The following is a 21,703-nucleotide window of genomic DNA, read 5'->3' on the forward strand; positions in this document are numbered from 1 at the left end:
TGGACGCCGTTGCGCCGCCTGGTCCTCTCCCACGGGCGGAGCCGGGTCGACGGCCGGCTCGCCCGACCGGTCTGGGTGGTGCCGCGGGAGGTCTTCGACGCCCGCCTGCTCGACCGGGCGCGGCGGGCGGGGGCCGCGTTCGCGTGCCACCGGGTCCGCGACCTCGACCGGGACGGCGACGAGGTCGTGCTCGACGGGGCGCTGCGGGCCCGGGTGGTGGTCGCCGCCGACGGCGTCCACTCGGCGGTGCGCGCGGCGGTCGGTTCGCCACCGACCGCCCGGCGGGGCGCTGGCGATCCGCGGCTACGTGCCCACACCGGCGGCCTACCGCGAGCGGCAGGTGATCCGGTTCGGCGAGGACGGGCCACCGTCCTACGCGTGGTCCTTCGACCGTGGCGACGGCCACGCCAACGTCGGCTACGGCGTCTTCGCCGGGGCGGCGTCGGGGCCGTCCCGCGCGGAGATGCTGGAGCGGCTCGAGCGGCTGCTGCCCGGCACCGTCGACGGCGGCAGCCGGTGGCGGGGCCACCACCTGCCGCTCTCCGGCTGGCGCTCCGCCACGGAGCAGCCGGACGGGCAGGTGCTCTTCGCGGGCGACGCGGCCGGCCTGGTCAACCCGATGACCGGCGAGGGCATCTACTACGCCGTCGCCACCGGAGCCCTGGCCGGTCGGGCCGCGGCCGCGGCGGTCGGCGACCACCGCCCCGGCGACGCCGGGGCGCGGCACCGGGCCGCGACCCGGCGGCTGCTCGGCCGGCACCTGCACCACACGTGGGCGGCCAGCAAGCTCGTCCACCGCCCGCACGTCGTCCGTGCCGGCATCGCGGCGGCCGCGGCCGACCGCCGCGTCTTCGACGCCCTCGTCGAGCTCGGTCTCGGCGACGGCCGGATCACCCCGCGCGTGGCGGCCGGGCTGGCGACCCGGCTCGCGGGGCGCTGACGCAGAACTGACTGAGCACCCACGGCACCGACGAGGAGAGAGGGGCGGCATGGAGATCATCGCCACCAGCGGCGTGCTCCCGGAGCACCGCCACGAGCAGGCCGAGATCACCGACGCGTTCGCGCGGGTGATCAGCCGCGGCGGGTTGGACGAGAAGGTGCTCCGCCGGCTGCACGGCAACGCCGGCGTGGAACACCGCAACCTCGTGCTGCCGATCGAGCAGTACGGCGAGCTCGAGGACTTCGGGCAGGCCAACGACCTGTTCCTCGAGCACGCGGTCGCCCTGGGCGCGGAGGCGCTGGCGACGGCGCTGAAGAGCGCCGAGCTGACCCCCAGCGACGTCGACCTGATCGCGTGCGCGACCGTGACCGGCGTCGCCATCCCGACCCTGGACGCCCGGATCGCCGCCGTGCTCGGCCTGCGGCCCGACGTACGCCGGGTCCCGCTCGTCGGCCTCGGCTGCGTGGCGGGCGCGGCGGGTGTCGCCCGGCTGCACGACCACCTGCTCGGGCACCCCGAGCACGTCGCCGCGCTGGTCACCGTCGAGCTGTGCTCGCTGACCGTGCAGCGCGACGACACCTCGATGCCCAACCTGGTCGCGAGCGGGCTGTTCGGCGACGGCGCCGCCGCCGTGCTGGCCCGGGGCGGCCGCGGTCACGGCGGCCCGGTGGAGGTGCTCGACAGCCGGAGCCGGCTCTACCCCGACTCCGAGCGGACGATGGGCTTCGACGTCAGCCACCAGGGGCTGCGGATCGTGCTCGACGCCCAGGTGCCGGCGATCGTCGGCCGCTACCTGGGCGAGGACGTCGACGGGTTCCTCGCCGACCACGGGCTCACCCGGGCCGACGTCGGCTGGTGGGTGTGCCACCCGGGCGGGCCGAAGGTGATCGACGCCGTGCGCGAGGCGCTCGGGCTCGACGAGCACGACGTCGCGCTCACCCGCGACTCCCCTGCGCCGGATCGGCAACCTCTCCTCGGCCTCGGTGCTGCACGTGCTCGACGACACGCTCCGCACGCGCCCGCCCGTGCCCGGCACCTACGGCGTGCTGCTCGCGATGGGCCCGGGCTTCTGCTCCGAGCTGGTGCTCCTGCGGGCGACGGAGCCGCAGCCATGACCGGGCTGGTCGCCTTCACCGTCGTCGTCGGGCTGGTGGCGCTCGAGCGGCTGGCCGAGCTGGTCGTGTCGAAGCGCAACGCCGCGTGGAGCTTTGCCCGCGGCGGCCGCGAGACCGGCCAGGGCCACTACCGGGTGATGGTGCTGCTGCACTCCGGGTTCCTGGTGGCGATGCTGGTCGAGGCCTACCTGCGCCGCCCCGACGTCGCGCCCGCCCTGGCGTGGTCGATGCTGGTGCTCGTCGTCGCCGCGCAGGGGCTGCGGTGGTGGTGCATCGCGACGCTCGGCCGGCAGTGGAACACCCGGGTGATCGTCGTACCGGGCCTCCCCGGCGGTGCGCTCGGGGCCCTACCGGCTGATGTCCCACCCCAACTACGTCGCCGTCGTCGTCGAGGGCGTCGCGCTGCCGCTGGTGCACGCGTGCTGGGTGACGGCGCTCGTCTTCACCGTCGCGAACGCGGCGCTGCTGGTCGTGCGGATCCGCACCGAGGAGCAGGCGCTGACCGCCCTCCGCGGCTCGTCCGGGGAGGCCGTCGGTGCGTGACCTGATCGTGGCGGGCGGCGGCCCGGCCGGCCTCGCGACCGCCCTGTACGCCGTCCGCGCCGGCCTCGACGTCGGCGTCCGCGAGCGCCGGGCCGGGGTCATCGACAAGGCCTGCGGCGAGGGGCTGATGCCGGGCGCGGTGCAGGCGTTGGCCGACCTGGGCGTGCACCCCGCGGGGCACCCGATCCTCGGCATCCGCTACCTCGGCGGCGACCGGCGGGCCGAGGCGCGGTTCACCTCCGGCACCGGGCTCGGCGTACGCCGGACGACGCTCCACGCGGCGCTGCTCGACGCGGTGGTCGCGGCCGGCGTCGTCCCCGAGGTGCGGCCGGTGCGGCGGATCGACGACCGCGGCGACCACCTGCTCGTCGACGGCGAGCCCACCCGCTACCTCGTCGCCGCCGACGGCCTGCACTCGCCGGTGCGCCGGATGCTCGGCCTCGACCGCCCGGTGACCGGCCGGCGGCGCTACGGCCAACGGGTGCACGCGGAGGTGCCGCCGTGGGGCCCGTGGGTGGAGGTGCACTGGTCGCGCCGGGCCGAGGCGTACGTGACGCCGGTGGGGGAGGAGCAGGTGGGCGTGGCGGTGCTCAGCCACGACCGGGTGACGCTGCGCGAGCTGCTCACCGACTTCCCCGAGCTGCGGCGCCGGATCGGCGACCGCGGTCCCCGGTCGTCGGTGCTCGGGGCGGGGGCCGCTGCGACAGCGCTCGCGCTGCCGGGTCGCGGGTAGGGGTGCTTCTCGTGGGTGATGCCGCGGGTTACGTCGACGCCCTGACCGGCGAGGGGATCGCCCTCGGCCTCGCCCAGGCCGAGGCGGCCGTGGAGGCGGTCCGCGGCGGCGCTCCGGAGGAGTACGAGGCGGCCTACCGGCGGCTCGGCCGGCGCCACGTCCTGCTCACCCGGGCGCTGCTGACGGCCAGCCGGGTGCGGCCGGTGCGGAACCGGATCGTGCCGGCGGCGGCGGCGCTGCCGGCCGTGTTCGGCGCCGCCGTCGACCAGCTCGCGAGGCCCGCGTGACCGCCGCAGCGGCCGGCGGCCGCGAGCAGGTGGTGCTCCTCGACGAGTCCGGCGCCGCGATCGGCGCCGCCGACAAGGCCGAGGTGCACCACAGCGACACGCCCCTGCACCTGGCGTTCTCCTGCTACCTCTTCGACGACCACGGCCGGCTGCTGCTCACCCGCCGCGCGCTCGACAAGCGCACCTTCCCGGGCCTGTGGACCAACAGCTGTTGCGGCCACCCCGCGCCCGGCGAGCCGATGGGCGAGGCCGTGAGCCGCCGGGTGGCCCAGGAGCTCGGCGTGGTCCCGGAGCAGCTCACCCTCGTGCTGCCGGCGTTCCGCTACCGCGCGGTGATGGACGACGGCACCGTCGAGAACGAGATGTGCCCGGTCTGGACCGCCCGATGCTCCGACCCCGACGCCGTCGCGCCCGACCCCACCGAGGTGGCCGACCACGAGTGGGTCGACTGGGCCGGTTTCCGCGCCGACGTGCTCGAGGGCCGGCGCGACGTCAGCCAGTGGTGCCGCGAGCAGCTGCTCGCCCTCCCCGAGGACCCGCTCGCCGCGCCGGCGTCGTACGACGGGCTGCCGCCGGCGGCGGCCGGTGAGGTGGGGTAACTCAGTGTTACGTCCACTTCCCGGGCGGTGTGACCGGCAACAGCGCCGAGGGAGCAGCTGCACCACCGAGGGAGCGCCCGCGCGCCGGTCGACGTACACCCAGCGACCCCCCAGGAATGCCCTCGACCGCTGCGGGCATTGACCCGGTATGACCGATCTCCTCGACGGCGAGTACGAGCCGAACAAGCAGCAGTGGGTCCGCGACCAGGTGGCCGCCTACGAGGCGTCCGGCGGCCAGGGAGGCCAACGTCCTCCAGGGCCGCGCGGAGTGGCCGATCGTCGTGATCACCTCCCGCGGCGCCAAGTCCGGGAAGCTCCGGAAGAACCCGGTGATGCGGGTCGAGAAGGACGGCGTGTACGCCGCCGTAGCGTCGAAGGGCGGCGCGCCCGAGCACCCGGAGTGGTACCACAACTTCCTCGCCGACCCGGTCGTCCAGCTCCAGGACGGACCCGAGCCCGCGCTCTACCGCGCCCGGGTCGCGGAGGGCGAGGAGCGCGCGGAGTGGTGGGAGCGCGCGGTCGCGCAGTACCGCCCCTACGCGTCGTACCAGGAGAAGACCGACCGAGAGATCCCGGTGTTCCTGCTGGAGCCGGTGGACGGCTGAGGCGGCCGGGCTGGGGCGGCCGGGGCGGGGCCGCGACGTGAGGTTTCCCCGGCCGACCGGGGAAACCTCAACTTGTCGGGCAAAGCAATGCCTGACATGTGGAGGTTTTGCCCGTCACGTCGCGCCCCGCAGGCCTCACGCGGCGCCGCCCGCCCCCGACCCGGCTACCCACCCTGCGGGGCCAGCACCTTGTCGAGCTCGCGGTCGAGGGCCGACTTGCTGCGCGCCCCGCGGAGCTCGAGGACCGGACTGCCACCGACGAACAGGATCAGCGTCGGCAGGCCGAGCACCCGGTGTGCAGCCGTCGTGACGGGGTGCTCGTCGCTGTTGACCTTCACGACCCGCAGCCGCCCCGACCGCTCGGCCGCGACCTGCTCGAGCACCGGCGCGACCTGGTGGCAGGGCGGGCACCAGGGCGCCCAGAAGTCGACGAGCACCGGGAGGTCGGAGCCGAGCACCTCGCGCTCGAAGTCGGCGTCGGTCACGTCGGTGGTGCGGCGGACGCTGGTCGTGGCGGTCTGGCTGGGCTGGCTGGTCACGGGGTCTCCTGGGGTCGGTAGCTCTCGGCGTCGTGCAGCAGGTCGGTGAGCTCGTCGCGCAAGGTGGAGAGCTCGCCGATCCGGCGCTCGATCTCGGCGATCCGCAGCCGGTAGGCGGCCAGCGACGCCGGGCACACGTCGGCCCGGTCGTTGCCGGCCCGCAGGCACTCGACGAACGGCAGCGTCTCGTCGGCGGTGAGCCCGACCGACAGCAGCCCGCGGATCTCACGCACCACCTGCACGTCCGCGGCGTCGTACCTCCCGGTAGCCGTTGGCCGCCCGGCCCGGGCTGAGCAGGCCGCGGGACTCGTAGTAGCGCACCGCCTTGACCGTGACGCCGGACCGCTCGGCCAGCTCCTTGATCTGCACGCACCGACGGTAGACCTTGACCCTGGGGGCAAGGTCAAGCGTGAGGTTCGGCGACGTGAGGTTTCCCCGGTCGACCGGGGAAACCTCAACTTGTCGGGCAAAGCAATGCCGGACATGTGGAGGTTTTGCCCGTCAGGTCCCGCCCCGCGACCCGACCGCGCCGCCGGATAGCCTCCCCTCCATGAGCGCGATCGAGGGCGTGTCGGAGACGTTCGACCCGGAGGCGTGGGACGAGGTGCCGGGGTTCGAGGACCTGACCGACCTCACCTACCACCGCGCGAAGGCGCACGGCACCGTGCGGATCGCGTTCGACCGGCCCGACGTCCTCAACGCGTTCCGGCCGCACACCGTCGACGAGCTGCTCCGCACGCTCGAGCACGCCCGCACCAGCGCCGACGTCGGCTGCGTCCTGCTCACCGGCAACGGGCCGAGCCACAAGAGCGGCAAGCGCAGCTTCTGCACCGGCGGCGACCAGCGGATCCGCGGCAAGGCCGGCTACCAGTACGAGTCCGAGGGTGCGTACGACGGCAGCCGCACGGGCGCCGAGGAGCCCTCGGTGATCGACAAGGCGAAGCTGGCCCGGCTGCACATCCTGGAGTGCCAGCGGTTGATCCGGTTCATGCCGAAGGTCGTCATCTGCGTGGTGCCCGGCTGGGCGGCCGGCGGCGGCCACAGCCTCCACGTCGTCTGCGACCTCACGCTCGCGAGCGCCGAGCATGCGCGGTTCAAGCAGACCGACGCCGACGTCGGGTCCTTCGACGGCGGCTTCGGCTCGGCGTACCTCGCCCGCCAGGTCGGCCAGAAGATCGCCCGCGAGATCTTCTTCCTCGGCCAGGAGTACTCCGCCGAGGACGGCGTCCGGATGGGCACCGTCAACCGCGCCGTCCCGCACGCCGAGCTCGAGGCCACCGCGCTGGAGTGGGGGTCGGCTCGTCAACGGCAAGAGCCCGACCGCGCAGCGGATGCTGAAGTACTCCTTCAACCTGCTCGACGACGGCCTCGTCGGCCAGCAGCTCTTCGCCGGCGAGACCACGCGCCTGGCCTACATGACCGACGAGGCGCAGGAGGGCCGCGACCAGTTCCTCGAGAAGCGCGAGCCGGACTGGTCGCCCTACCCCTGGTACTACTGATCTGGTGCGTTTGCCTAGGTCAGAGGCCTGTTAGGGCCTCTTGCATGGCAGGTGCGTGGCAAGAATGGCGATCGACGATCGCGAAGCGAGACGCGAACCGATCGTTCGGTGGCGGCTCGCCTCCCACTGGGTGCTCGTGCCGACCGTCGTCATCGGGTGGCGCCAGCTGGGCGTGGATGACCACCGTCGGAGCCCTCGAACGCCTCTCCGACGACGACGCCATGCGGATCCTGACGACCCACAAGTCCAAGGGCCTCGAGTTCGAGAAGGTCGTCGTGCTCGGAGTCGAGCACGAGTTCTCTTGGGGGCGACCCCCGCGCAGCCACTCAGAGTTCTTCGTCGCAATCTCTCGCGCCAAGAACCACGTCGTGCTGACCCACGCCACGATCCGCCCACGGCCCTCTCAGCACTCCGGACGTTGGGACGAACGCCGGACATGCCACAGCGAGTTCCTCGCCTACGCCGAGGACGACTGAGCACCCGCGCCGGGAAGGAACGATGAGCTGCACCTCTTGTTCCTGCCGGACTGACGCCAGCCGGGCGTAGACTTCACCCATGACCGCCGGAATGGACGAGATCACGCAGTTGGCGTTGACGCTCCCGGTGGATCAGCGCGCGCAGGTTGCCAACGCGCTGCTCGCCAGTCTTGATGATCCGGCCGATTCGGCCGAGGTCCACGAGGCGTGGACGGCTGAGATCAAGTCTCGTGTCGACGACATCACCAGTGGTCGGGTGCAGACCGTCTCCCATGACGAGGTCAAGGCTCAGCTCGCGGCGGACCGCGCCGCGCGGCAGCAGTAGTGACCCTCGACGTTCGATATCACCCAGAGGCTCTCGCCGAGCTTCGTGCCGACGTCTCTTGGTCGGCTTCCCCTACCGGCTCGTCTATCTCGTCCAGCCCGCCGAGCTCGTCGTACTCGCGCTTGCCCACGACAAGCGACTGCCCGGCTACTGGCGAGAGCGGGCCAACGACTGACCCGATGGGTGGCAAGAACGTGGCAGGAGAATCATCAGAGCCCGTCGACGACCAACCCCGCCAATCACGTTTTTCGCAGGTCAGCCGCATAGTTCCGTCACCGACCATCAACACCCGCTGAGCGTGCCGCGTTTCCCCTGGTACTACTGACCACCCCGCCTCAGACGGCCTTCCGCCCCTCGACGACGTCGAGGTAGTGCTGGTTGTACATGACGCCGAGGACGTTGCCGAACGGGTCGACCACCGAGGCGGTGACGAAGCCCGGGCCGTACTCGCGCGGGGGGCTGGTGCTCGGTGGCGCCGAGGTCGAGGAGCCGCTGGTGGGCGGCGTGGACGTCGTCGACCGCCCAGTAGGTCATGGTGCCGTCGCCGCCGGCGCCCGGCGGCGCGAACCGGCGGTCGATGAAGCCGAGCTCGTGCTGGAGGTCGCCGACGCGGAACTCGATGTACGCCGGCCGGCCGCCGACCTCGCGGACGAAGTACGGCTCGACCCCGAGCACGTGGGTGTACCAGCGGCCGGCCTCGGCGACGTCGTCGGCGTAGAAGTTGGTGGTGGTCAGTCCGCGCAGCATGGGTGGTCCCCTTCTCGGTCGGCTCCTCGTGAGCCGTGTGAGAGCCACCCTCCTCGCTGAAGTGCTCACCTCCTGAGCACTTTCCGTGAAAGATTCGTTGAATGCGGGCAGACCGTCTCGTCGCGACCCTCCTGGTGCTGCAGTCGAAGGGCCGGGTGACCGCTGCTGCGCTCGCCGACGAGCTCGACGTGTCGGTCGCGACCGCTCGCCGCGACCTCGAGGCGCTGGCGGCCGCGGGGGTCCCGGTCTACCCCCCAGCCCGGTCGCGGTGGTGGGTGGCAGCTCGTGGGCGGCGCGCGGACGGACCTCACCGGGCTGTCGGCGTCGGAGGCCCAGGCGCTGTTCTTGCTGCTGGGGCCGGCGGCGGCGACCTCCGACGAGGCGAGGGCAGCGCTGCGCAAGCTCGCGCGGGCGCTGCCCCGGACGTTCCGCGCCGACGCCGAGGCGGCTGCGGCGGCGACCGTGAGCGACCCGGCGCGGTGGGGCGAGCAGGTCCGCCCCCGGCCGCCGCTGGTCCAGGCGCTCCAGGACGCCGTGGTCCGCCGCCGCCGCGTGCGGCTGACCTACGCCGACGCCCGCGGGAGCCGCTCCGAGCGGCTGGTCGAGCCGTGGGGCGTCGTCGACAAGGGGGACGCGTCCTACCTGGTCGCCGGCACCGACCGGGGCCGGCGCACGTTCCGCGTCGACCGGATCTCCTCGATCGACGTCACCGACGAGGTGTTCGAACCGGCGGACGTGCCGCTCGACGAGGCCTGGGCCGAGGTCGTGGCGGAGATGGAGGAGCGGCGCTCACGCACCTGGGCGACGGTCGTCCTCGAGCAGCGGTTCGTGCCGGTGCTGCGCGACCACTTCGGCCGGCACTGCCACGTCGAGGAGGAGCGCGCCGACGGCCGGGCACTCGTGCGGGTCGCAGCCCCGACCCCGCTCGACCTGGCCCGCAACCTCGCCGGGTGGGGCGGCCTGGTCGACGTGCAGGACCCGCCGGAGGTACGTCGCGTGCTGGCGCGCATCGGCGAGGAGCTCACGACGCGGTACGGCGGCACGCCGGCCGCAGCGGCGTCCGCGTCGGCGACCCCGGGGACCGACCGGTGATCCTCCCCGAGGTCCGCGACGCGCGGATGATCACCGTCCGCCGCGGCGGGACCCTCACCGACGACGACCACCGGCTGCTCGCGCTGTGGGCGGCGGAGTGCGCGGAGCACGTGCTGCACCTGTTCGAGGCGCAGGTGCCGGAGGACGGCCGGCCCCGCGCCGCGATCGCGGCCGTCCGCGCCTGGGTGCGGGGCGAGGTGCGGATGATGGAGTCGCGCGCGGCCGGAGGGCACGCGATGGGGGCGGCGCGGCCGCTGCGGGGAGCGGCCAGGTTCGCTGCGTACGCCGCCGGGCAGGCCGCGTGCGTGCCGCACGTCGCGGAGCACGACCTGGGCGCGGCGGCGTACGCGATCAAGGCGGTGCGGGCGGCGCGTCCGGATGATGTCGCCGCGGAGGAGGCCGGGCGGGCCGAGTGCGCCTGGCAGCGCGACCGGCTGCCCGCGGAGGTCCGGGCGCTCGTGCTGGAGGACCAGCAGCGCCGCAACGACCTCTGCTGGTCGGTCTTCGGCTGAGCGCCTACGCGGCCGGCGGCCGGAAGGTCCGCCACACGTTGCCGTGGCCGGCGACGAACCGCGGCCGGGTCGCCCGGACCGCCGAGCGCCAGAACCAGCTGCCCTTGTCGGGTGCGGTGACCGCGACGGCGTACCGCCCCTTGCCGTCGGTGCGCACCGTCGCGTACGTGCGCCAGGCGCAGGTGCGGCAGGTCTTGCGCTGGATGGTGACCGGCTTCCGGGTCCAGCCGGGGGTGACCCGGCCGATGTAACGGGCCCCGCCGTCGCGCTCCACGATCTGCCCGCGGAGGTTGCGCGAGACCCGCACCCGCACCGTGGTCCGGCTGGGCTCGAACCAGTGGGCGTCGAAGGAACCGCCGGTGTAGAGCACCTGGTAGCGGGCGCTGCCGGTCATCCGGATGCGCGTCGTGAACGAGCTCTCGTTCGGCAGCGTCGCGACCGTCTTCTGCCCGCCCTTCCCCGCAGGGGTGCGCCGCACCGCGACGTGGCCGTCCTCGGTGTCGGGGCTCAGGCACCAGCCGCCCGGATCGCAGTCGGGGGTCGTTCTCGTCGCGGACCTCGACCCAGCCGCTGATCCGCACCTTCTCGCCGTACCGGAGCACCCGGTCGGGCAGCGGCCGCACCTTGGTCCGGGTCTCGTGCCTCGTCACGGTGCCCGCCTCGGTGGCGCCCGGCGCCGCGACGACCGGCAGCGCCGCCGCCACCATGAGAGCGACCGCCGTGGCCGCCGACCGTGACCAGCGTCGCACGCGCGCCCGCCTCCTTCGTCCGTCCGGGTGACCGCGGCTGAGTACGGTGGCGGTCGTGCGCATCGTAGTCCTGACCGGGGCAGGCATCTCCGCCGAGAGCGGGGTGCCGACGTTCCGGGACGCCGACGGCCTGTGGGAGGGCCACCGGGTCGAGGAGGTGGCGACGCCCGAGGCGTTCGCGGCCGACCCGCACACCGTGCAGCGGTTCTACGACGCCCGCCGCGCGTCGCTGGCGGCGGTCGGGCCGAACGCCGCCCACGTCGCGCTCGCGGAGCTGGAGCGGGCGATCGGCGACGACCTGCTGGTCGTGACGCAGAACATCGACGACCTCCACGAGCGGGCCGGCTCGACCCGGGTCGTCCACATGCACGGGGAGCTGCGCTCGGCGCTCTGCTCCTACTGCGGCGGGCGGCACCGCTGGGACGACGACCTGGTCGACGCCGACCCGTGCCCCGGCTGCGGCCTCGGCACGCTGCGCCCCGACGTCGTCTGGTTCGGCGAGGTGCCCTACCACCTCGACGCGATCATCGAGTCCCTCGTGGCCTGCGACCTGTTCGTCTCCGTCGGGACCTCGGGTGCGGTCTACCCGGCCGCCGGGTTCGTGCAGCAGGCGCGGGCGTTCGGCGCGCGGACGCTCGAGCTCAACCTGGTGCCGAGCGAGGGCAGCCCGTTCTTCCACGAGTCCCGGCAGGGCCGGGCGGGCGACCTGGTGCCGGTCTGGGTGCGCGAGGTCCTGGCCGGGTGAGCCGCACCCGTCCCGCGGTGCTGGTGCTCGGCACCGGCGGCACGATCGCCAGCCGCACTTCCGGCGGGGTGGCGGCGCCGGTCGACAGCGTCGACCGGCTCGTGCGGGGCCTCGTCCCCGACCTCGACGTGGAGGCCCACGACCTGTTCGTCAAGGACAGCTCGGCGCTGACGCCCGCCGACCAGGTCGCGGTCGCCAGGGCGGTGCTCGACGCGGACGACCGGTTCGCGGGCGTGGTGGTGACCCACGGCACCGACACGATGGAGGAGACCGCCTACCTCCTCGACCTGGTCCACGCCGGCGACCGGCCGGTGGTGGTGACCGGCGCGCAGCGGCCGGCCGACGCCCCGGACGCCGACGGTCCGCGCAACCTCGCCGACGCCGTCCGTGTCGCCGCCGACCCCGCCGCCCGGGGCCTCGGCGTGCTCGTCGTCTTCGACGGCCGGGTGCACGCCGCGCGTGGCACGCGGAAGGTGCACACGGTCGCTGCGGCGGCGTTCGCGCAGCACGACGGGCGGGCGCTCGGGCGGGTCGTCGACGGGCGGCTGTTCGTCGAGGGCACTCCTGCACACCGCGAGCACCTGCCCCGGGCCGCGCTCGGCCTCGAGCGGGTCCGGGTCGACATCGCCGCGACGTACCCCGGCGCCGACGACGTCGCGCTCCGCGCGTTCGCCGCGGCGGGCGCCCGCGGCGTGGTGCTGCAGGCGACCGGGGCGGGCAACGCGTCGCCCGGCATCGTCGCAGCGGTCGCCGACCTCACCCGGCGCGGCGTCGTGGTCGCCCTCACCACGCGCGTCGACCAGGGGGCGGTCGCCGGCGTCTACGGCGGTGGCGGTGGCGGTGCCGACCTGGTGGCCGCGGGTGCGGTGCCGCTCGGCACGCTCCGCGCCGGGCAGGGCCGGGTGCTCGTCCTCGCGCTGCTGGCCGCGCTGGACGACGCCGCGGCGGTGCGCGCCGCGATCCCGGCGTACGTCGACCCCGCCCGCTAGCCGGTCGGCGCCGGGCCCGCCGCCAGCTCCTCGTCGAGGACCCGGACCAGCCGCTCCCGCTCGCCGTCGAGGTTGAGCGGCCCCAGCCACTCCAGGACCGTCGCGCGGAAGAGCGCGGCGGTCGCGATCAGCCGCGGGTCGCAGTGGCCGGTCGACTCCAGGGTGACCACGCCGTAGAGCGCCGACCAGGCGCGCATGTAGACCCAGAGCAGGCCGCGATCCTCGGTGGCGATGTGCTCGGCCTTCGCCGGGATCAGCGGCTCGAGCACGGCCTCGCGGACCGCGGGGTCGAGCTCGTCGAGGGCGGGGGTAGGGGAAGCGGTACTTCTGCTGGATGGCGTAGAGCAGGTCGGTGAAGTAGTGGCCGGAGGTCGCCAGCGTCAGCAGCTCGCGGCGCTCGGTGCCTCCCTCGGTGACCGGGTTGGCGAACACGGTGGCGAACTCGCGGGGCCGCGCGACGGCCCACTGCCGGAAGCCGACCGCCGCCGCGGTGAGCCGGGCCGCCGGGTCGTCCGCGGGGTACTTCTCCGCCCGGGCCGCGAAATCGGCGGTCGCCGCCTTGTCGAGCTCGAACGCCACCAGGTCGACCAGCTCCTGGTAGCTGCCGACGTACCGGTAGAGCGCCGGCGGCGTCATGCCCATCCGGGTCGCCACCGCGCGCAGGGACAGCTCGGCGCCCTCGGCCAGGAGCTCCGCGGAGACCCGGACGATCTCGTCGTACGTCGCCTCGCGCTGACGCTCGCGGCGCGACGGCGGCTGGTGGACGTGAGCCACGGCACTCCTCGTTAATGGTTGACACCGCAGTTTACACCATTTACGGTTAACGGCGTTCACTGAACTGATCGACCGTTACTGAACGGACGGCTGTTCACCAAGTCTCTCATCCCGCGCCCGCGGAGGAGGAACCCTCATGATCGACCGCTGGGGCGCGTTCGTCGCCCGCCGAGCCCGAGCCGTCCTCGCGGTCGGCGTCCTCGTCGTGATCGCCGCCGGCGTCTACGGCGTCGGCGTCTTCGACTCGCTCTCCCGCGGGGGGTTCGACGACCCCGACGCCGAGGGCGCCCGGCAGCTCGCGGCCGAGCGCGACGTCTTCGGCAACCAGTCGCCGGACGTGGTGGCGATCTACTCCAGTGACGACCTGGTCGCCACGGACCCGCGGTTCCGGGACGCGGTCGCCGACGTCGTGGCGGACCTCCCCCAGGACGCCGTCGCTCGGGTGGTCCCCTACTTCGAGGCGCCCCCCGGAGGCCGGCCTGGTCAGCCCCGACGGCCACACCGCGCAGGTGGTGATCTCGCTCGACGGCGAGACGCAGGACGACTTCCTCGACTCCTACGACGAGGTCCACCCGCTGCTCGAGGCCGACGGTCTGCACACCGACGTCGCCGGCACCTACGCCGTCTACGAGAACGTCAACGAGATCACCTCCGAGGATCTCGAGCGCGCCGAGCTCATCTCGCTCCCCCTGGTCGTGCTGCTGGCACTCCTGATCTTCGGCAGCCTGGTCGCGGCGTCGATGCCGGCGGTCGTCGGCGTGGTCGCGATGGTCGGCGGCCTCGCGACGGTGCGGCTGCTGACGGGGTTCACCGACGTGTCGGTGTTCGCGGTGAACGTGATCTCGCTGCTCGGCATCGGGCTCGCGATCGACTACGCGCTGTTCGTCATCAGCCGGTTCCGGGAGGAGCTCGCGGCGCTGCCGGACGGCGACCCCGCAGCACCCCGGCTGGCGATCCGCCGGACGATGACCACCGCCGGACGCACCGTGCTGTTCTCCGGCCTCACCGTCGCCGCGGCGCTGGCCAGCCTGCTGATCTTCCCCCAGATGTTCCTGCGGAGCATGGCGTACGGCGGCATCGCGGCGGTCGTGATCGCCATGCTGGCCGCGCTCACCGTGCTCCCCGCGATCCTCGTCCTGCTCGGACGGCGGGTCGACGCCGGCCGGCTGCCGTGGCGGCGCGGTCGTGCGGTCGAGGTCGGCGACGCCCACGGCCGGTGGGCGGCGCTCGCCCGCGCCGTGATGCGCCGCCCGGTGGCCGTGCTCGCGCTCACGGTCGTCGTACTGCTCGCCGTGGCCGCGCCGTTCCTCGGCGTGCGCTGGGGCAGCGTCGACCACCGCGTGCTCCCCGACGACGCGCCGGCCCACGTCGCCGCCGAGAAGCTCGCCGCGTTCGGGCCCGAGACGTCGACGGCCAGCGTGCTCCTCGAGGGTGCCGACGCCGCCGCGGTCGACTCCTACCTCCAGCAGGCGCGCGGCATCGCCGGCGACCCGACGGCCGAGGTCGTCGACCAGCAGGGCGACGCCACGCTGGTGCGGGTGGCGTGGCGCGGCAACAGCCAGAGCGAGGCGTCGCAGGACCTGGTGCGCGACCTGCGCGAGATCGACCCCGAGGGTGGCACGGCGATGGTCGGCGGCCTGACCGCCGACACCGTCGACCTGCTCGACTCGGTCGGTGCGCACCTGCCGTGGATGGGGCTGATCGTCGTCGGCGTGATGCTCGTGCTGCTGTTCGTCGCGTTCGGCTCGCTGGTGCTGCCGCTGAAGGCGGTTGTGATGAACGCCTTCTCGATCACCGCGTCCTTCGGCGTCATCACCTGGATCTTCAGCGACGGCCACCTCGCCGACCTGCTCGGCTTCACGCCGCAGGGCTTCCTCGACGCGACCAACCCGATCCTGATGCTGGCCATCCTCTTCGGCCTGTCGATGGACTACGAGGTGTTCCTCCTCAGCCGGGTCCGCGAGCAGTGGGACCGCACCGGCGACAACGACCTCGCCGTCGCGACGGGCGTGCAGAAGACCGGCCGGATCATCACGAGCGCCGCCGTGCTGCTCGCCGTGGTGATCGGCGCGTTCTCCACGAGCGGCATCGTGTTCATGAAGATGCTCGGCATCGGCATGCTCGTCGCCCTCCTCGTCGACGCCACCATCGTGCGGGCGCTCATGGTGCCGGCGGCGATGAAGCTGCTCGGCCGCTGGAACTGGTGGGCCCCCGCGCCGCTCGCCCGCTGGTGGGAGCGGCACGGCTTCCGCGACGAGGTGCCGGCGGGCGCGGACGGCCGGCTCGGCGGGGATGGTGCTGGTGGGGTCGACGGGGCTGATGGGGCCGACGACCGGGTCGCGGCGGGGGTGTGAGGCGGGCCGGTCGGATGGCTGCGGTTTGGGACCAAACCGCAGCTGGCGGGCCTCGAGGGGTGCGGTTTGGGACCAAACCGCAGATCCCGGGCCGTTCCTGATGCGGTTTGGGACCAAACCTCGGTAAAGACCCCCCGCCCACCCGCCTGCCCACCCCACCCCCCGCACCCGTTCGGGTAGAAACGTGTCGTGCCCTCCGTCCCGACTTCCGGCTACCCGGCCCCTGGTGCCCGGATCGGGCGGTTCCGGGTGGTGGAGCAGCTCGGTCAGGGTGGGATGGGTGTCGTCTACCGGGCGGTGGAGGAGAACCTCGGCCGGGAGGTGGCGCTCAAGATCGTGGCGCCGCACCTCGCGCACGACCCGGAGTTCCGGGGAGCGGTTCACCCGGGAGGCGCGCGCCCAGGCGTCGCTGGAGTCGTCGCACGTCGTCGCGGTCTACGCCCACGGCGAGGAGGACGGCTATCTCTACATCGCCAGCCAGCTGATCGCCGACGGTGACCTCGGCCGGCTGATCCGCACCGCCGGGGTGCCGCCGCTGGCCGATGCGCTCGACGTGATGCAGCAGGTGGCGACCGGGCTGGCCGACGCCCACGACGCGGGGCTCGTCCACCGCGACATCAAGCCGGGCAACGTGCTGGTGCGGTTGCGGGGCGGCGCGGTGCGCGCCTACCTCGCCGACTTCGGCATCGCCCGCCGGATGGATGCGCAGGCGACCCGGATCGGAGCGGCGGTGCCGGGGACGCCGACCTACATGGCGCCCGAGCTGCACAGCGGCGCCGAGGCCGGGTTCGTCACCGACGTCTACTCGCTGGGCTGCCTGCTGTGGGTCGCCCTCACCGGCGTGCCGCCGTACTCCGGCACCACCGACTACCAGGTCATCGCCGGCCACATGAACGACCCGGTGCCGCAGCTGGCCGGCGACACCCCGATGATCCGCGCCGCCAACCGGATCCTGCGGATCGCGATGGCCAAGGAGCCGGAGGGCCGCTACCGCGACGCCGGGGCGATGCGCGACGACCTGCAGGCGGCGCTGCGGCTGCCGAGCACGCCGGGGGCGGCGGTGCCGGCGGCCCGCACCGGCACGGTCATCCGGCCGGTCGTCGCGAGTCCCGTGGCCGAGGGCACCGTGCCGCGCCCGCCGACCGGCGGCGACCGCCCGCAGGGGAGTACGCCGACCGGCCCGCCGCGCTCCCCGCAGCCGCCCTCCCCGCAACCACCGGCCGCACGACCACCGGCCGCACGACCACCGGCCGCCCCGCCGCAGTCGCCGGCCCAGGACCCGCCGGCCCCCGACCCGCCGCCGACCCCCCTGCCGCCGCCCGCGCGCGGCGGCCGGTCCCGCGTGTTCTGGACGGCGACCGCCGCGGCGGCAGCGGTCGTCGCGGTCGGCGTGGGCGGGGCCGCGGCCTGGCTCGGCCGCGACGACCCGGACCCCGCGCCGGGTCCGTCGCCCACCAGCCCCGCCGGCGACTTCACCGCCCAGGACCCCGCGGACATCCTGAAGGCCTCGGAGCGGGAGATGAAGGTCCTCGACAGTGTCCGCGTGACCGGCCAGTTCCGCGAGGACGGCGACAGCGGTCGCGACGTCGTGGTCGACCTGACGATGACCGCCGACGGCGAGTGCCGCGGGACGATGGGCTACGCGGACGGCGGCTCGGCGCAGGTGCTGCGGGTCGGCGGCCGCGAGCTGGTCAAGCCGGACGCCGAGTTCCTCCCCGGCCTCGACCGGGCGGAGGCGCAGGCGTTCCTCGACAAGGTGGGCGGCCGCTGGCTGGAGCTCACCGAGCAGGAGGACCAGTTCGCGTCGGTGTGCGACCTCGACGAGCTCCTCGAGCGCGACAACCGCGGCGGCGCCACCCTGACCAACGAGGGCGTCGTCACCGAACAGCAGCAGGACGCCGTCCGGATCCGGCTGGAGCAGGGGAGCCAGGAGGAGACCTACTACGTGATGGTGGCCGAGCCGCACTACCTGCTGCGGATCGACGAGTCGGCGGACGCGTCGTTCACCTACTCCCGCTTCGACGAGGAGTTCGATCCGCGGCTGCCGGCGGAGTCGCGGATCGTCACCGACACCGAGCTCGCCGGCGGCTGAGCGCGGCCGCTCCTTCCTGTCGACCCGATCCCCTCGACAGCGACCGCCGCCGCGCTGTTGGCTGGACCGCATGCACTGCCCGTTCGTCCCGGCCTACCTGCTCGAACGGCTCGCGGCGGCCGGCCACGGCGCCGGGGGCCCCGGCCGCACGGTGGAGGTCGACGCCCGGCTGCGCGCCCGGCGGGCGTCGCTCGCCGACCCGCGGCGGGCGCAGGTGTCGCTGCCCACCAGCGCAGTGCCCGGCGACGCGGCGCCGGCCTGGCAGGTGCACACGGCCGGCGGCACCGCCCGGCTCCCCGGCGACCTGGTGCGTCCGGCCGGCGGGCCGGAGAGCGGCGACGCCGCGGTCGACGAGGCCGCGCTCGGGCTCACCGAGTCGCTGGCGCTCCTCGCCGACCTCGGGCGGTCGTCGTACGACGGCCGCGGGGCGACGGTGGTCGCGACCGTGCACTACGAGCGCGACTACGACAACGCCTTCTGGAACGGCACCCAGCTGGTGTTCGGCGACGGGGACGGGCGGGTGTTCGACCGGTTCACCAAGCCGATCGACGTCCTCGGCCACGAGCTCGGCCACGCACTCACCCAGCACACCGCCGACCTCGCCTACGCCGGTCAGGCCGGGGCGCTCAACGAGTCGGTCTCCGACGTCGTCGGCGCCTGCGTCCGGCAGCGTCACCTCGGCCAGGACGTCTCCGAGGCCGACTGGCTGGTCGGTGTGGGCCTCTTCCTCCCCGGCGTGCAGGCGCGGGCGCTGCGGTCGATGGCCGAGCCCGGCACGGCGTACGACGACCCGGTGCTCGGCCGCGACCCGCAACCGGGCCACATGGACGACTACGTCGACACCGACGACGACAACGGCGGCGTGCACATCAACTCGGGCATCCCCAACAAGGCGTTCCACCTCGCTGCCACGGCGATCGGCGGCACCGCCTGGGAGGGAGCCGGGCGGATCTGGTTCACGGCCCTCACCTCCGGCATCGGCCCGCAGACCGACTTCGCCGGGTTCGCCGAGGCGTGCGTGGCGGCTGCGGGGCAGCACGCCACTGCCGTGGCGGAGGCGTGGCAGCAGGTCGGGGTCGTCGCCGGGCGGGGCGGGCGCACCCGCACGGTCGGAGGAGCGGGCGCCGCGGGCCCCGGCTGGCCGCTCACCGTCCGCCGGTCCGGCGGCTACGCCGGCCTGGTCAGCGAGCGGACCGTCGACCTCGACGGCGACGACGAGGTGGCCGCCCGGGCGCGGCGCCTGTTCGAGGCGGTCGACCTCGAGGCGCTCCGCCCGGCCGGGCAGCACCCCGACGCGTTCGTCTACACCTTCGCCTGCGGCCCGGTGACCGCCCGGCTCGGCGAGCAGGACCTCACCCCCGAGCTGGTCGAGCTGGCCCGGCTCGTGCTGGGCGCCGACGACCGGTAGCGGCGGCGGCGAGGAGCAGGAGGGCGGGGCCCGGGCGGGAATGCGGCGCCGCGGCGGTAGGTTGCCGCCTGACGTGCCCGCCGAGACCTCCGCCCCGACCCGCGCCTCGGTCGGCCTGCGCAGCGAGCGGGGGCCGATCCTCGGCTCGGTGATGCTGAGCATCGCGCTGATCGCCATCGACTCGACGATCCTGGCGACCGCGGTGCCGGCGATCGTGCGCGACCTCGGCGGGTTCACCCAGTTCCCGTGGCTGTTCTCGGCGTACCTTCTGGCCCAGGCCATCACCACGCCCGTCTACGGCAAGCTCGCCGACGTGTTCGGCCGCAAGCCGATGATGCTGTTCGGCATCGGCCTGTTCGTGCTCGGATCGGTGCTGTGCGCGGTCGCGTGGAGCATGGGCGCGTTGATCGCGTTCCGTGCGCTGCAGGGCCTCGGTGCTGGTGCGATCCAGCCGTCCGGGATGACGATCATGGGCGACATCTACTCCGTCGCTGAGCGGGCGGTCGCCCAGGGCTACATCGCGAGCGTGTGGGCGATGTCCGCCGTCGTCGGCCCGGCGCTCGGCGGCCTGTTCTCCGACCACCTCTCCTGGCGGTGGATCTTCTGGATCAACCTGCCGCTGGGGTTGCTCGCGGCCGCCGTGCTGCTGGTGCGGTTCCACGAGGAGCGGGAGCCGCGCGAACGGCGGCCGATCGACGTGACCGGCTCGGTGCTGGTCGCCGGCGCCTCGGCGCTGCTGCTGCTCGCGCTGCTCGAGGGCGGCATCCGGTGGCCGTGGTGGTCGTTCGCCAGCGTGGGCCTCCTCGTCGGGTCAGCGGTGCTCGTCGCACTGTTCGTCCTGGTCGAGAGCCGCGCAGCCGACCCGGTGCTGCCGGGCTGGCTGTTCCGCCGGAGGGTCCTCAACGCGGCGCTCGTGGGCAGCTTCGTCGCCGGCGTCGTGATGATGGGCGTGACGTCGTACGTCCCGGTGTATGCCCAGCAGGTCCTCGGCTCCGGCGCGACCGTCGCCGGCTTCGCCGTCGCGGCCCTCGCCATCGGCTGGCCGATCGCGGCCAGCAGCTCCGGCCGGATCTACCTGCGGTGGGGCTTCCGCGCGTGCCTGCTGCTCGGCGGCGGTTTCGGCGCGCTCGGCGCCTGGCTCCTGGTGCTGGTCGGTCCTGGCAGCGGTGTCTGGCTCCCCGCGGTCGCCTGCCTGGTGCTCGGCCTCGGGCTCGGCTACGTCGTCAGCCCCAGCGTCGTCGCGCTGCAGTCGGCGGTCGGGTTCCAGGAGCGCGGCGTGGCCACCGGCGCCAACATGTTCGGCCGGTCGGTCGGCAGCGCGGTGGGCGTGGCGGCGTTCGGCGCGATCGCCAACGCGGCCGTCGCGAGCCGCCTCGACGGTGGCGGCCACGCCGGGGCGGTCGACCTCGACGAGCTGCCGGTCTCGGTGCTCGACCCTGCGCTGCAGGCCGTCTTCCTTGCCGTCGCCTGCTCCGCGCTGCTCCTGGTGGCCGCCGGGCTGCTCATGCCCCGCCGCGGTCCCGACCCGGTCGAGTAGGGAGCGGTCGAGGTCGGCCCGCGGCTGAGCGGGCCACCACGGGACCGGATTCGACGCGCCACGAGGGCCGATTCGACGCGCCACGAGGGCCGATTCGACGACTTCCGACGTGCGTCTGGCGGCTTTCGTTCGCCTGCGCAGCAACTTTTGCTTGACGTTCGACATAAGTCTTCCCTAGGTTCCGGTGTGGCGCACGTCACCCGCTGCCCTGTCGACCCTAGGAGCGTCATGACTGTCCATCGCCGAGCCGGGTTCCGGTTCCTCTCCGCCTCGATCGCCGCCGCGGTGGCCGGAGCCCTCGCGGCAGCGCTGCCCGCGCCGGCCTCGGCCCACGAGGGCCACGGGCACGTCCTGATCTTCACCGAGGCCCCGGCCGGGTCCCTGGCACGACGACGCGATCGCCGAGGGTGCGCCCAAGCTGGAGGCGGCCCTGGAGGCCGAGGGCATGGACGCGACCATCGTCGACGACTCCGAAGGGGTGTTCACCGACGAGGGGCTCGCGGAGTACGACGCGATCGTCGCGTTCCAGACCAACGGCGACCCCTGGACCGCCGACGAGAAGGACGCCATGGAGCGCTGGATGGCGGCCGGCCACGGCATCGCCGCCGTCCACAACGCCACCGACATGCGCGGCAACTACGCGTGGTGGGACGAGATGGTCGGCTCCCTGATGCCGGGCCACGCGCCGACCGGCACCGACCCGGGCCAGCCCGGCGTCGTCCGGGTCGAGGACCACCACCACCCCTCGACCGACCACTTCACCGAGACCCGCTGGCAGCGCAGCGACGAGTGGTACAACTTCTCCAACAACGTGCGCGGCACCGCCCACGTCCTCGCCACGATGGACGAGTCGACGTACTCCGGCGGCAACATGGGCTACGACCACCCGATCAGCTGGTGCAAGCCCTACGAGGGCGGCCGGTTCTGGGCCACGGCGCTCGGCCACTTCCCGTCGCACTACGACGAGCCGAAGTTCATGGAGCACCTCGTGGGCGGCGTGGAGTACGTCGCCGGCCTCGAGCCCGGCGACTGCGGCGGCACCG

At 74.0% G+C, this 21,703-nt stretch carries 23 protein-coding genes and 4 pseudogenes; 20 read left to right on the plus strand and 7 right to left on the minus strand.

All coding sequences use genetic code 11. The annotated features are described in order from the left end of the window. The first annotated feature begins 307 nt into the window (after positions 1-307). From MF408_RS11035 to MF408_RS11065, 7 genes and pseudogenes are all read left to right on the plus strand, one after another. Complete coding sequence (locus MF408_RS11035; protein ID WP_240252228.1) at positions 308-940, plus strand: hypothetical protein; 633 nt, start codon at positions 308-310, stop codon at positions 938-940. 49 nt (positions 941-989) lie between these two features. After that, positions 990-1,823 (plus strand): annotated as a pseudogene (locus MF408_RS11040) (type III polyketide synthase); the annotation flags it as partial. 589 nt (positions 1,824-2,412) lie between these two features. Continuing rightward, a complete protein-coding gene (locus MF408_RS25330; RefSeq protein WP_275693462.1) occupies positions 2,413-2,598 on the plus strand; it encodes an isoprenylcysteine carboxylmethyltransferase family protein in 186 nt (61 codons plus the stop codon). Next, a complete protein-coding gene (locus tag MF408_RS11050; RefSeq protein WP_240251397.1) occupies positions 2,591-3,331 on the plus strand; it encodes an FAD-dependent monooxygenase in 741 nt (246 codons plus the stop codon). Before MF408_RS25330 ends, MF408_RS11050 begins: the two co-directional genes overlap by 8 nt. 11 nt (positions 3,332-3,342) lie before the next feature. Then, complete coding sequence (locus MF408_RS11055) at positions 3,343-3,618, plus strand: hypothetical protein (protein WP_240251398.1); 276 nt, start codon at positions 3,343-3,345, stop codon at positions 3,616-3,618. Beyond that, positions 3,615-4,217 carry an isopentenyl-diphosphate Delta-isomerase gene (idi, locus tag MF408_RS11060; protein WP_240251399.1) on the plus strand — a complete coding sequence of 201 codons (603 nt, stop codon included), beginning with the start codon at positions 3,615-3,617 and terminating at the stop codon, positions 4,215-4,217. Before MF408_RS11055 ends, idi begins: the two co-directional genes overlap by 4 nt. Positions 4,218-4,498: 281 nt before the next feature. After that, on the plus strand, positions 4,499-4,822 hold the full coding sequence (locus MF408_RS11065; protein ID WP_240251400.1) for a nitroreductase family deazaflavin-dependent oxidoreductase: 324 nt from the start codon (positions 4,499-4,501) through the stop codon (positions 4,820-4,822). A 164-nt stretch (positions 4,823-4,986) separates the two neighbouring features. Here the strand turns inward: MF408_RS11065 and MF408_RS11070 are convergent, their stop codons facing one another. Genes MF408_RS11070 through MF408_RS11080 form a run of 3 tightly spaced genes read right to left on the minus strand, consistent with a single transcriptional unit; the run spans position 4,987 to position 5,730 of the window. Next, a complete protein-coding gene (locus MF408_RS11070; RefSeq protein WP_240251401.1) occupies positions 4,987-5,361 on the minus strand; it encodes a thioredoxin domain-containing protein in 375 nt (124 codons plus the stop codon). Further along, positions 5,358-5,594, minus strand: a complete 237-nt coding sequence (locus MF408_RS11075; protein WP_240251402.1) for a MerR family DNA-binding protein — start codon at positions 5,592-5,594, stop codon at positions 5,358-5,360. The genes MF408_RS11070 and MF408_RS11075 overlap by 4 nt, the downstream gene beginning before the upstream one ends. Further along, on the minus strand, positions 5,587-5,730 hold the full coding sequence (locus tag MF408_RS11080; protein ID WP_240251403.1) for a MerR family DNA-binding transcriptional regulator: 144 nt from the start codon (positions 5,728-5,730) through the stop codon (positions 5,587-5,589). The genes MF408_RS11075 and MF408_RS11080 overlap by 8 nt, the downstream gene beginning before the upstream one ends. A gap of 181 nt (positions 5,731-5,911) precedes the next feature. On the opposite strand from MF408_RS11080, the pseudogene MF408_RS11085 reads away from it, so the two are divergent. From MF408_RS11085 to MF408_RS11095, 3 genes and pseudogenes are all read left to right on the plus strand, one after another. Further along, positions 5,912-6,860: pseudogene (locus MF408_RS11085) on the plus strand (1,4-dihydroxy-2-naphthoyl-CoA synthase). 176 nt (positions 6,861-7,036) lie between these two features. Continuing rightward, on the plus strand, positions 7,037-7,336 hold the full coding sequence (locus tag MF408_RS11090) for a 3'-5' exonuclease (RefSeq protein WP_275693407.1): 300 nt from the start codon (positions 7,037-7,039) through the stop codon (positions 7,334-7,336). A 79-nt stretch (positions 7,337-7,415) separates the two neighbouring features. Next, the gene (locus MF408_RS11095) at positions 7,416-7,661 is read left to right on the plus strand and encodes an addiction module protein (protein ID WP_240251404.1); all 246 of its coding nucleotides are present in this window, start codon (positions 7,416-7,418) and stop codon (positions 7,659-7,661) included. A 318-nt stretch (positions 7,662-7,979) separates the two neighbouring features. Here the strand turns inward: MF408_RS11095 and MF408_RS11100 are convergent, their stop codons facing one another. Continuing rightward, complete coding sequence (locus MF408_RS11100) at positions 7,980-8,408, minus strand: VOC family protein (protein ID WP_240251405.1); 429 nt, start codon at positions 8,406-8,408, stop codon at positions 7,980-7,982. Between the two features lie 101 nt (positions 8,409-8,509). Here MF408_RS11100 and MF408_RS11105 point away from each other — a divergent pair. The 3 genes and pseudogenes from MF408_RS11105 to MF408_RS11115 all read left to right on the plus strand — a co-directional run. Then, positions 8,510-8,602, plus strand: a pseudogene (locus MF408_RS11105) (WYL domain-containing protein); the annotation flags it as partial. A gap of 91 nt (positions 8,603-8,693) precedes the next feature. Next, a complete protein-coding gene (locus MF408_RS11110) occupies positions 8,694-9,500 on the plus strand; it encodes a WYL domain-containing protein (RefSeq protein WP_240251406.1) in 807 nt (268 codons plus the stop codon). After that, complete coding sequence (locus MF408_RS11115; protein WP_240251846.1) at positions 9,497-10,012, plus strand: putative immunity protein; 516 nt, start codon at positions 9,497-9,499, stop codon at positions 10,010-10,012. Before MF408_RS11110 ends, MF408_RS11115 begins: the two co-directional genes overlap by 4 nt. A 4-nt stretch (positions 10,013-10,016) precedes the next feature. On the opposite strand, the gene MF408_RS11120 is transcribed toward MF408_RS11115, so the two are convergent. After that, positions 10,017-10,490, minus strand: a complete 474-nt coding sequence (locus MF408_RS11120) for a hypothetical protein (protein WP_240251407.1) — start codon at positions 10,488-10,490, stop codon at positions 10,017-10,019. 326 nt (positions 10,491-10,816) lie between these two features. Here MF408_RS11120 and MF408_RS11125 point away from each other — a divergent pair, with 326 nt between their 5' ends. Together MF408_RS11125 and MF408_RS11130 are read left to right on the plus strand one after the other, a co-directional pair. Continuing rightward, a complete protein-coding gene (locus MF408_RS11125) occupies positions 10,817-11,506 on the plus strand; it encodes an NAD-dependent deacylase (RefSeq protein WP_240251408.1) in 690 nt (229 codons plus the stop codon). Further along, positions 11,503-12,495 (plus strand): asparaginase, encoded by a 993-nt coding sequence (locus MF408_RS11130; RefSeq protein WP_240251409.1) that lies wholly within the window; start codon positions 11,503-11,505, stop codon positions 12,493-12,495. Before MF408_RS11125 ends, MF408_RS11130 begins: the two co-directional genes overlap by 4 nt. Here MF408_RS11130 and MF408_RS11135 read toward each other — a convergent pair. Next, positions 12,492-12,764 (minus strand): hypothetical protein, encoded by a 273-nt coding sequence (locus tag MF408_RS11135; protein ID WP_240251410.1) that lies wholly within the window; start codon positions 12,762-12,764, stop codon positions 12,492-12,494. The two genes, MF408_RS11130 and MF408_RS11135, sit on opposite strands and share 4 nt — an antisense overlap. A gap of 611 nt (positions 12,765-13,375) precedes the next feature. After that, positions 13,376-13,771 (minus strand): hypothetical protein, encoded by a 396-nt coding sequence (locus MF408_RS11140; protein WP_240251411.1) that lies wholly within the window; start codon positions 13,769-13,771, stop codon positions 13,376-13,378. Between the two features lie 7 nt (positions 13,772-13,778). Between MF408_RS11140 and MF408_RS11145 the strand changes: the two genes are divergently transcribed. The 5 genes and pseudogenes from MF408_RS11145 to MF408_RS25335 all read left to right on the plus strand — a co-directional run. Next, positions 13,779-15,623: an MMPL family transporter gene (locus tag MF408_RS11145; RefSeq protein ID WP_240251412.1), complete on the plus strand. Its 1,845-nt coding sequence runs from the start codon at positions 13,779-13,781 to the stop codon at positions 15,621-15,623. A gap of 280 nt (positions 15,624-15,903) precedes the next feature. Then, a complete protein-coding gene (locus MF408_RS11150) occupies positions 15,904-17,715 on the plus strand; it encodes a serine/threonine-protein kinase (RefSeq protein WP_240251413.1) in 1,812 nt (603 codons plus the stop codon). Between the two features lie 70 nt (positions 17,716-17,785). After that, the gene (locus MF408_RS11155) at positions 17,786-19,123 is read left to right on the plus strand and encodes a M4 family metallopeptidase (RefSeq protein ID WP_240251414.1); all 1,338 of its coding nucleotides are present in this window, start codon (positions 17,786-17,788) and stop codon (positions 19,121-19,123) included. A 73-nt stretch (positions 19,124-19,196) separates the two neighbouring features. Then, positions 19,197-20,660 carry an MDR family MFS transporter gene (locus tag MF408_RS11160; protein ID WP_240251415.1) on the plus strand — a complete coding sequence of 488 codons (1,464 nt, stop codon included), beginning with the start codon at positions 19,197-19,199 and terminating at the stop codon, positions 20,658-20,660. A 394-nt stretch (positions 20,661-21,054) separates the two neighbouring features. Beyond that, positions 21,055-21,657 (plus strand): annotated as a pseudogene (locus MF408_RS25335) (ThuA domain-containing protein); the annotation flags it as partial. Between the last annotated feature and the right edge of the window lie 46 nt (positions 21,658-21,703).

Source organism: Nocardioides sp. TF02-7 (genome assembly GCF_022437945.1).
Classification (GTDB): domain Bacteria; phylum Actinomycetota; class Actinomycetes; order Propionibacteriales; family Nocardioidaceae; genus Nocardioides.

What these genes read in the sequence shown, in the direction of transcription:
- MF408_RS25330 (WP_275693462.1), top strand. Translation starts at nt 2,413, where the DNA reads ATGTCCCACCCCAACTACGTCGCCGTCGTCGTCGAGGGCGTCGCGCTG.
- MF408_RS11090 (WP_275693407.1), top strand. Translation starts at nt 7,037, where the DNA reads ATGACCACCGTCGGAGCCCTCGAACGCCTCTCCGACGACGACGCCATG.
- MF408_RS11095 (WP_240251404.1), top strand. Translation starts at nt 7,416, where the DNA reads ATGACCGCCGGAATGGACGAGATCACGCAGTTGGCGTTGACGCTCCCG.
- MF408_RS11100 (WP_240251405.1), bottom strand. Translation starts at nt 8,408, where the DNA reads ATGCTGCGCGGACTGACCACCACCAACTTCTACGCCGACGACGTCGCC.
- MF408_RS11155 (WP_240251414.1), top strand. Translation starts at nt 17,786, where the DNA reads ATGCACTGCCCGTTCGTCCCGGCCTACCTGCTCGAACGGCTCGCGGCG.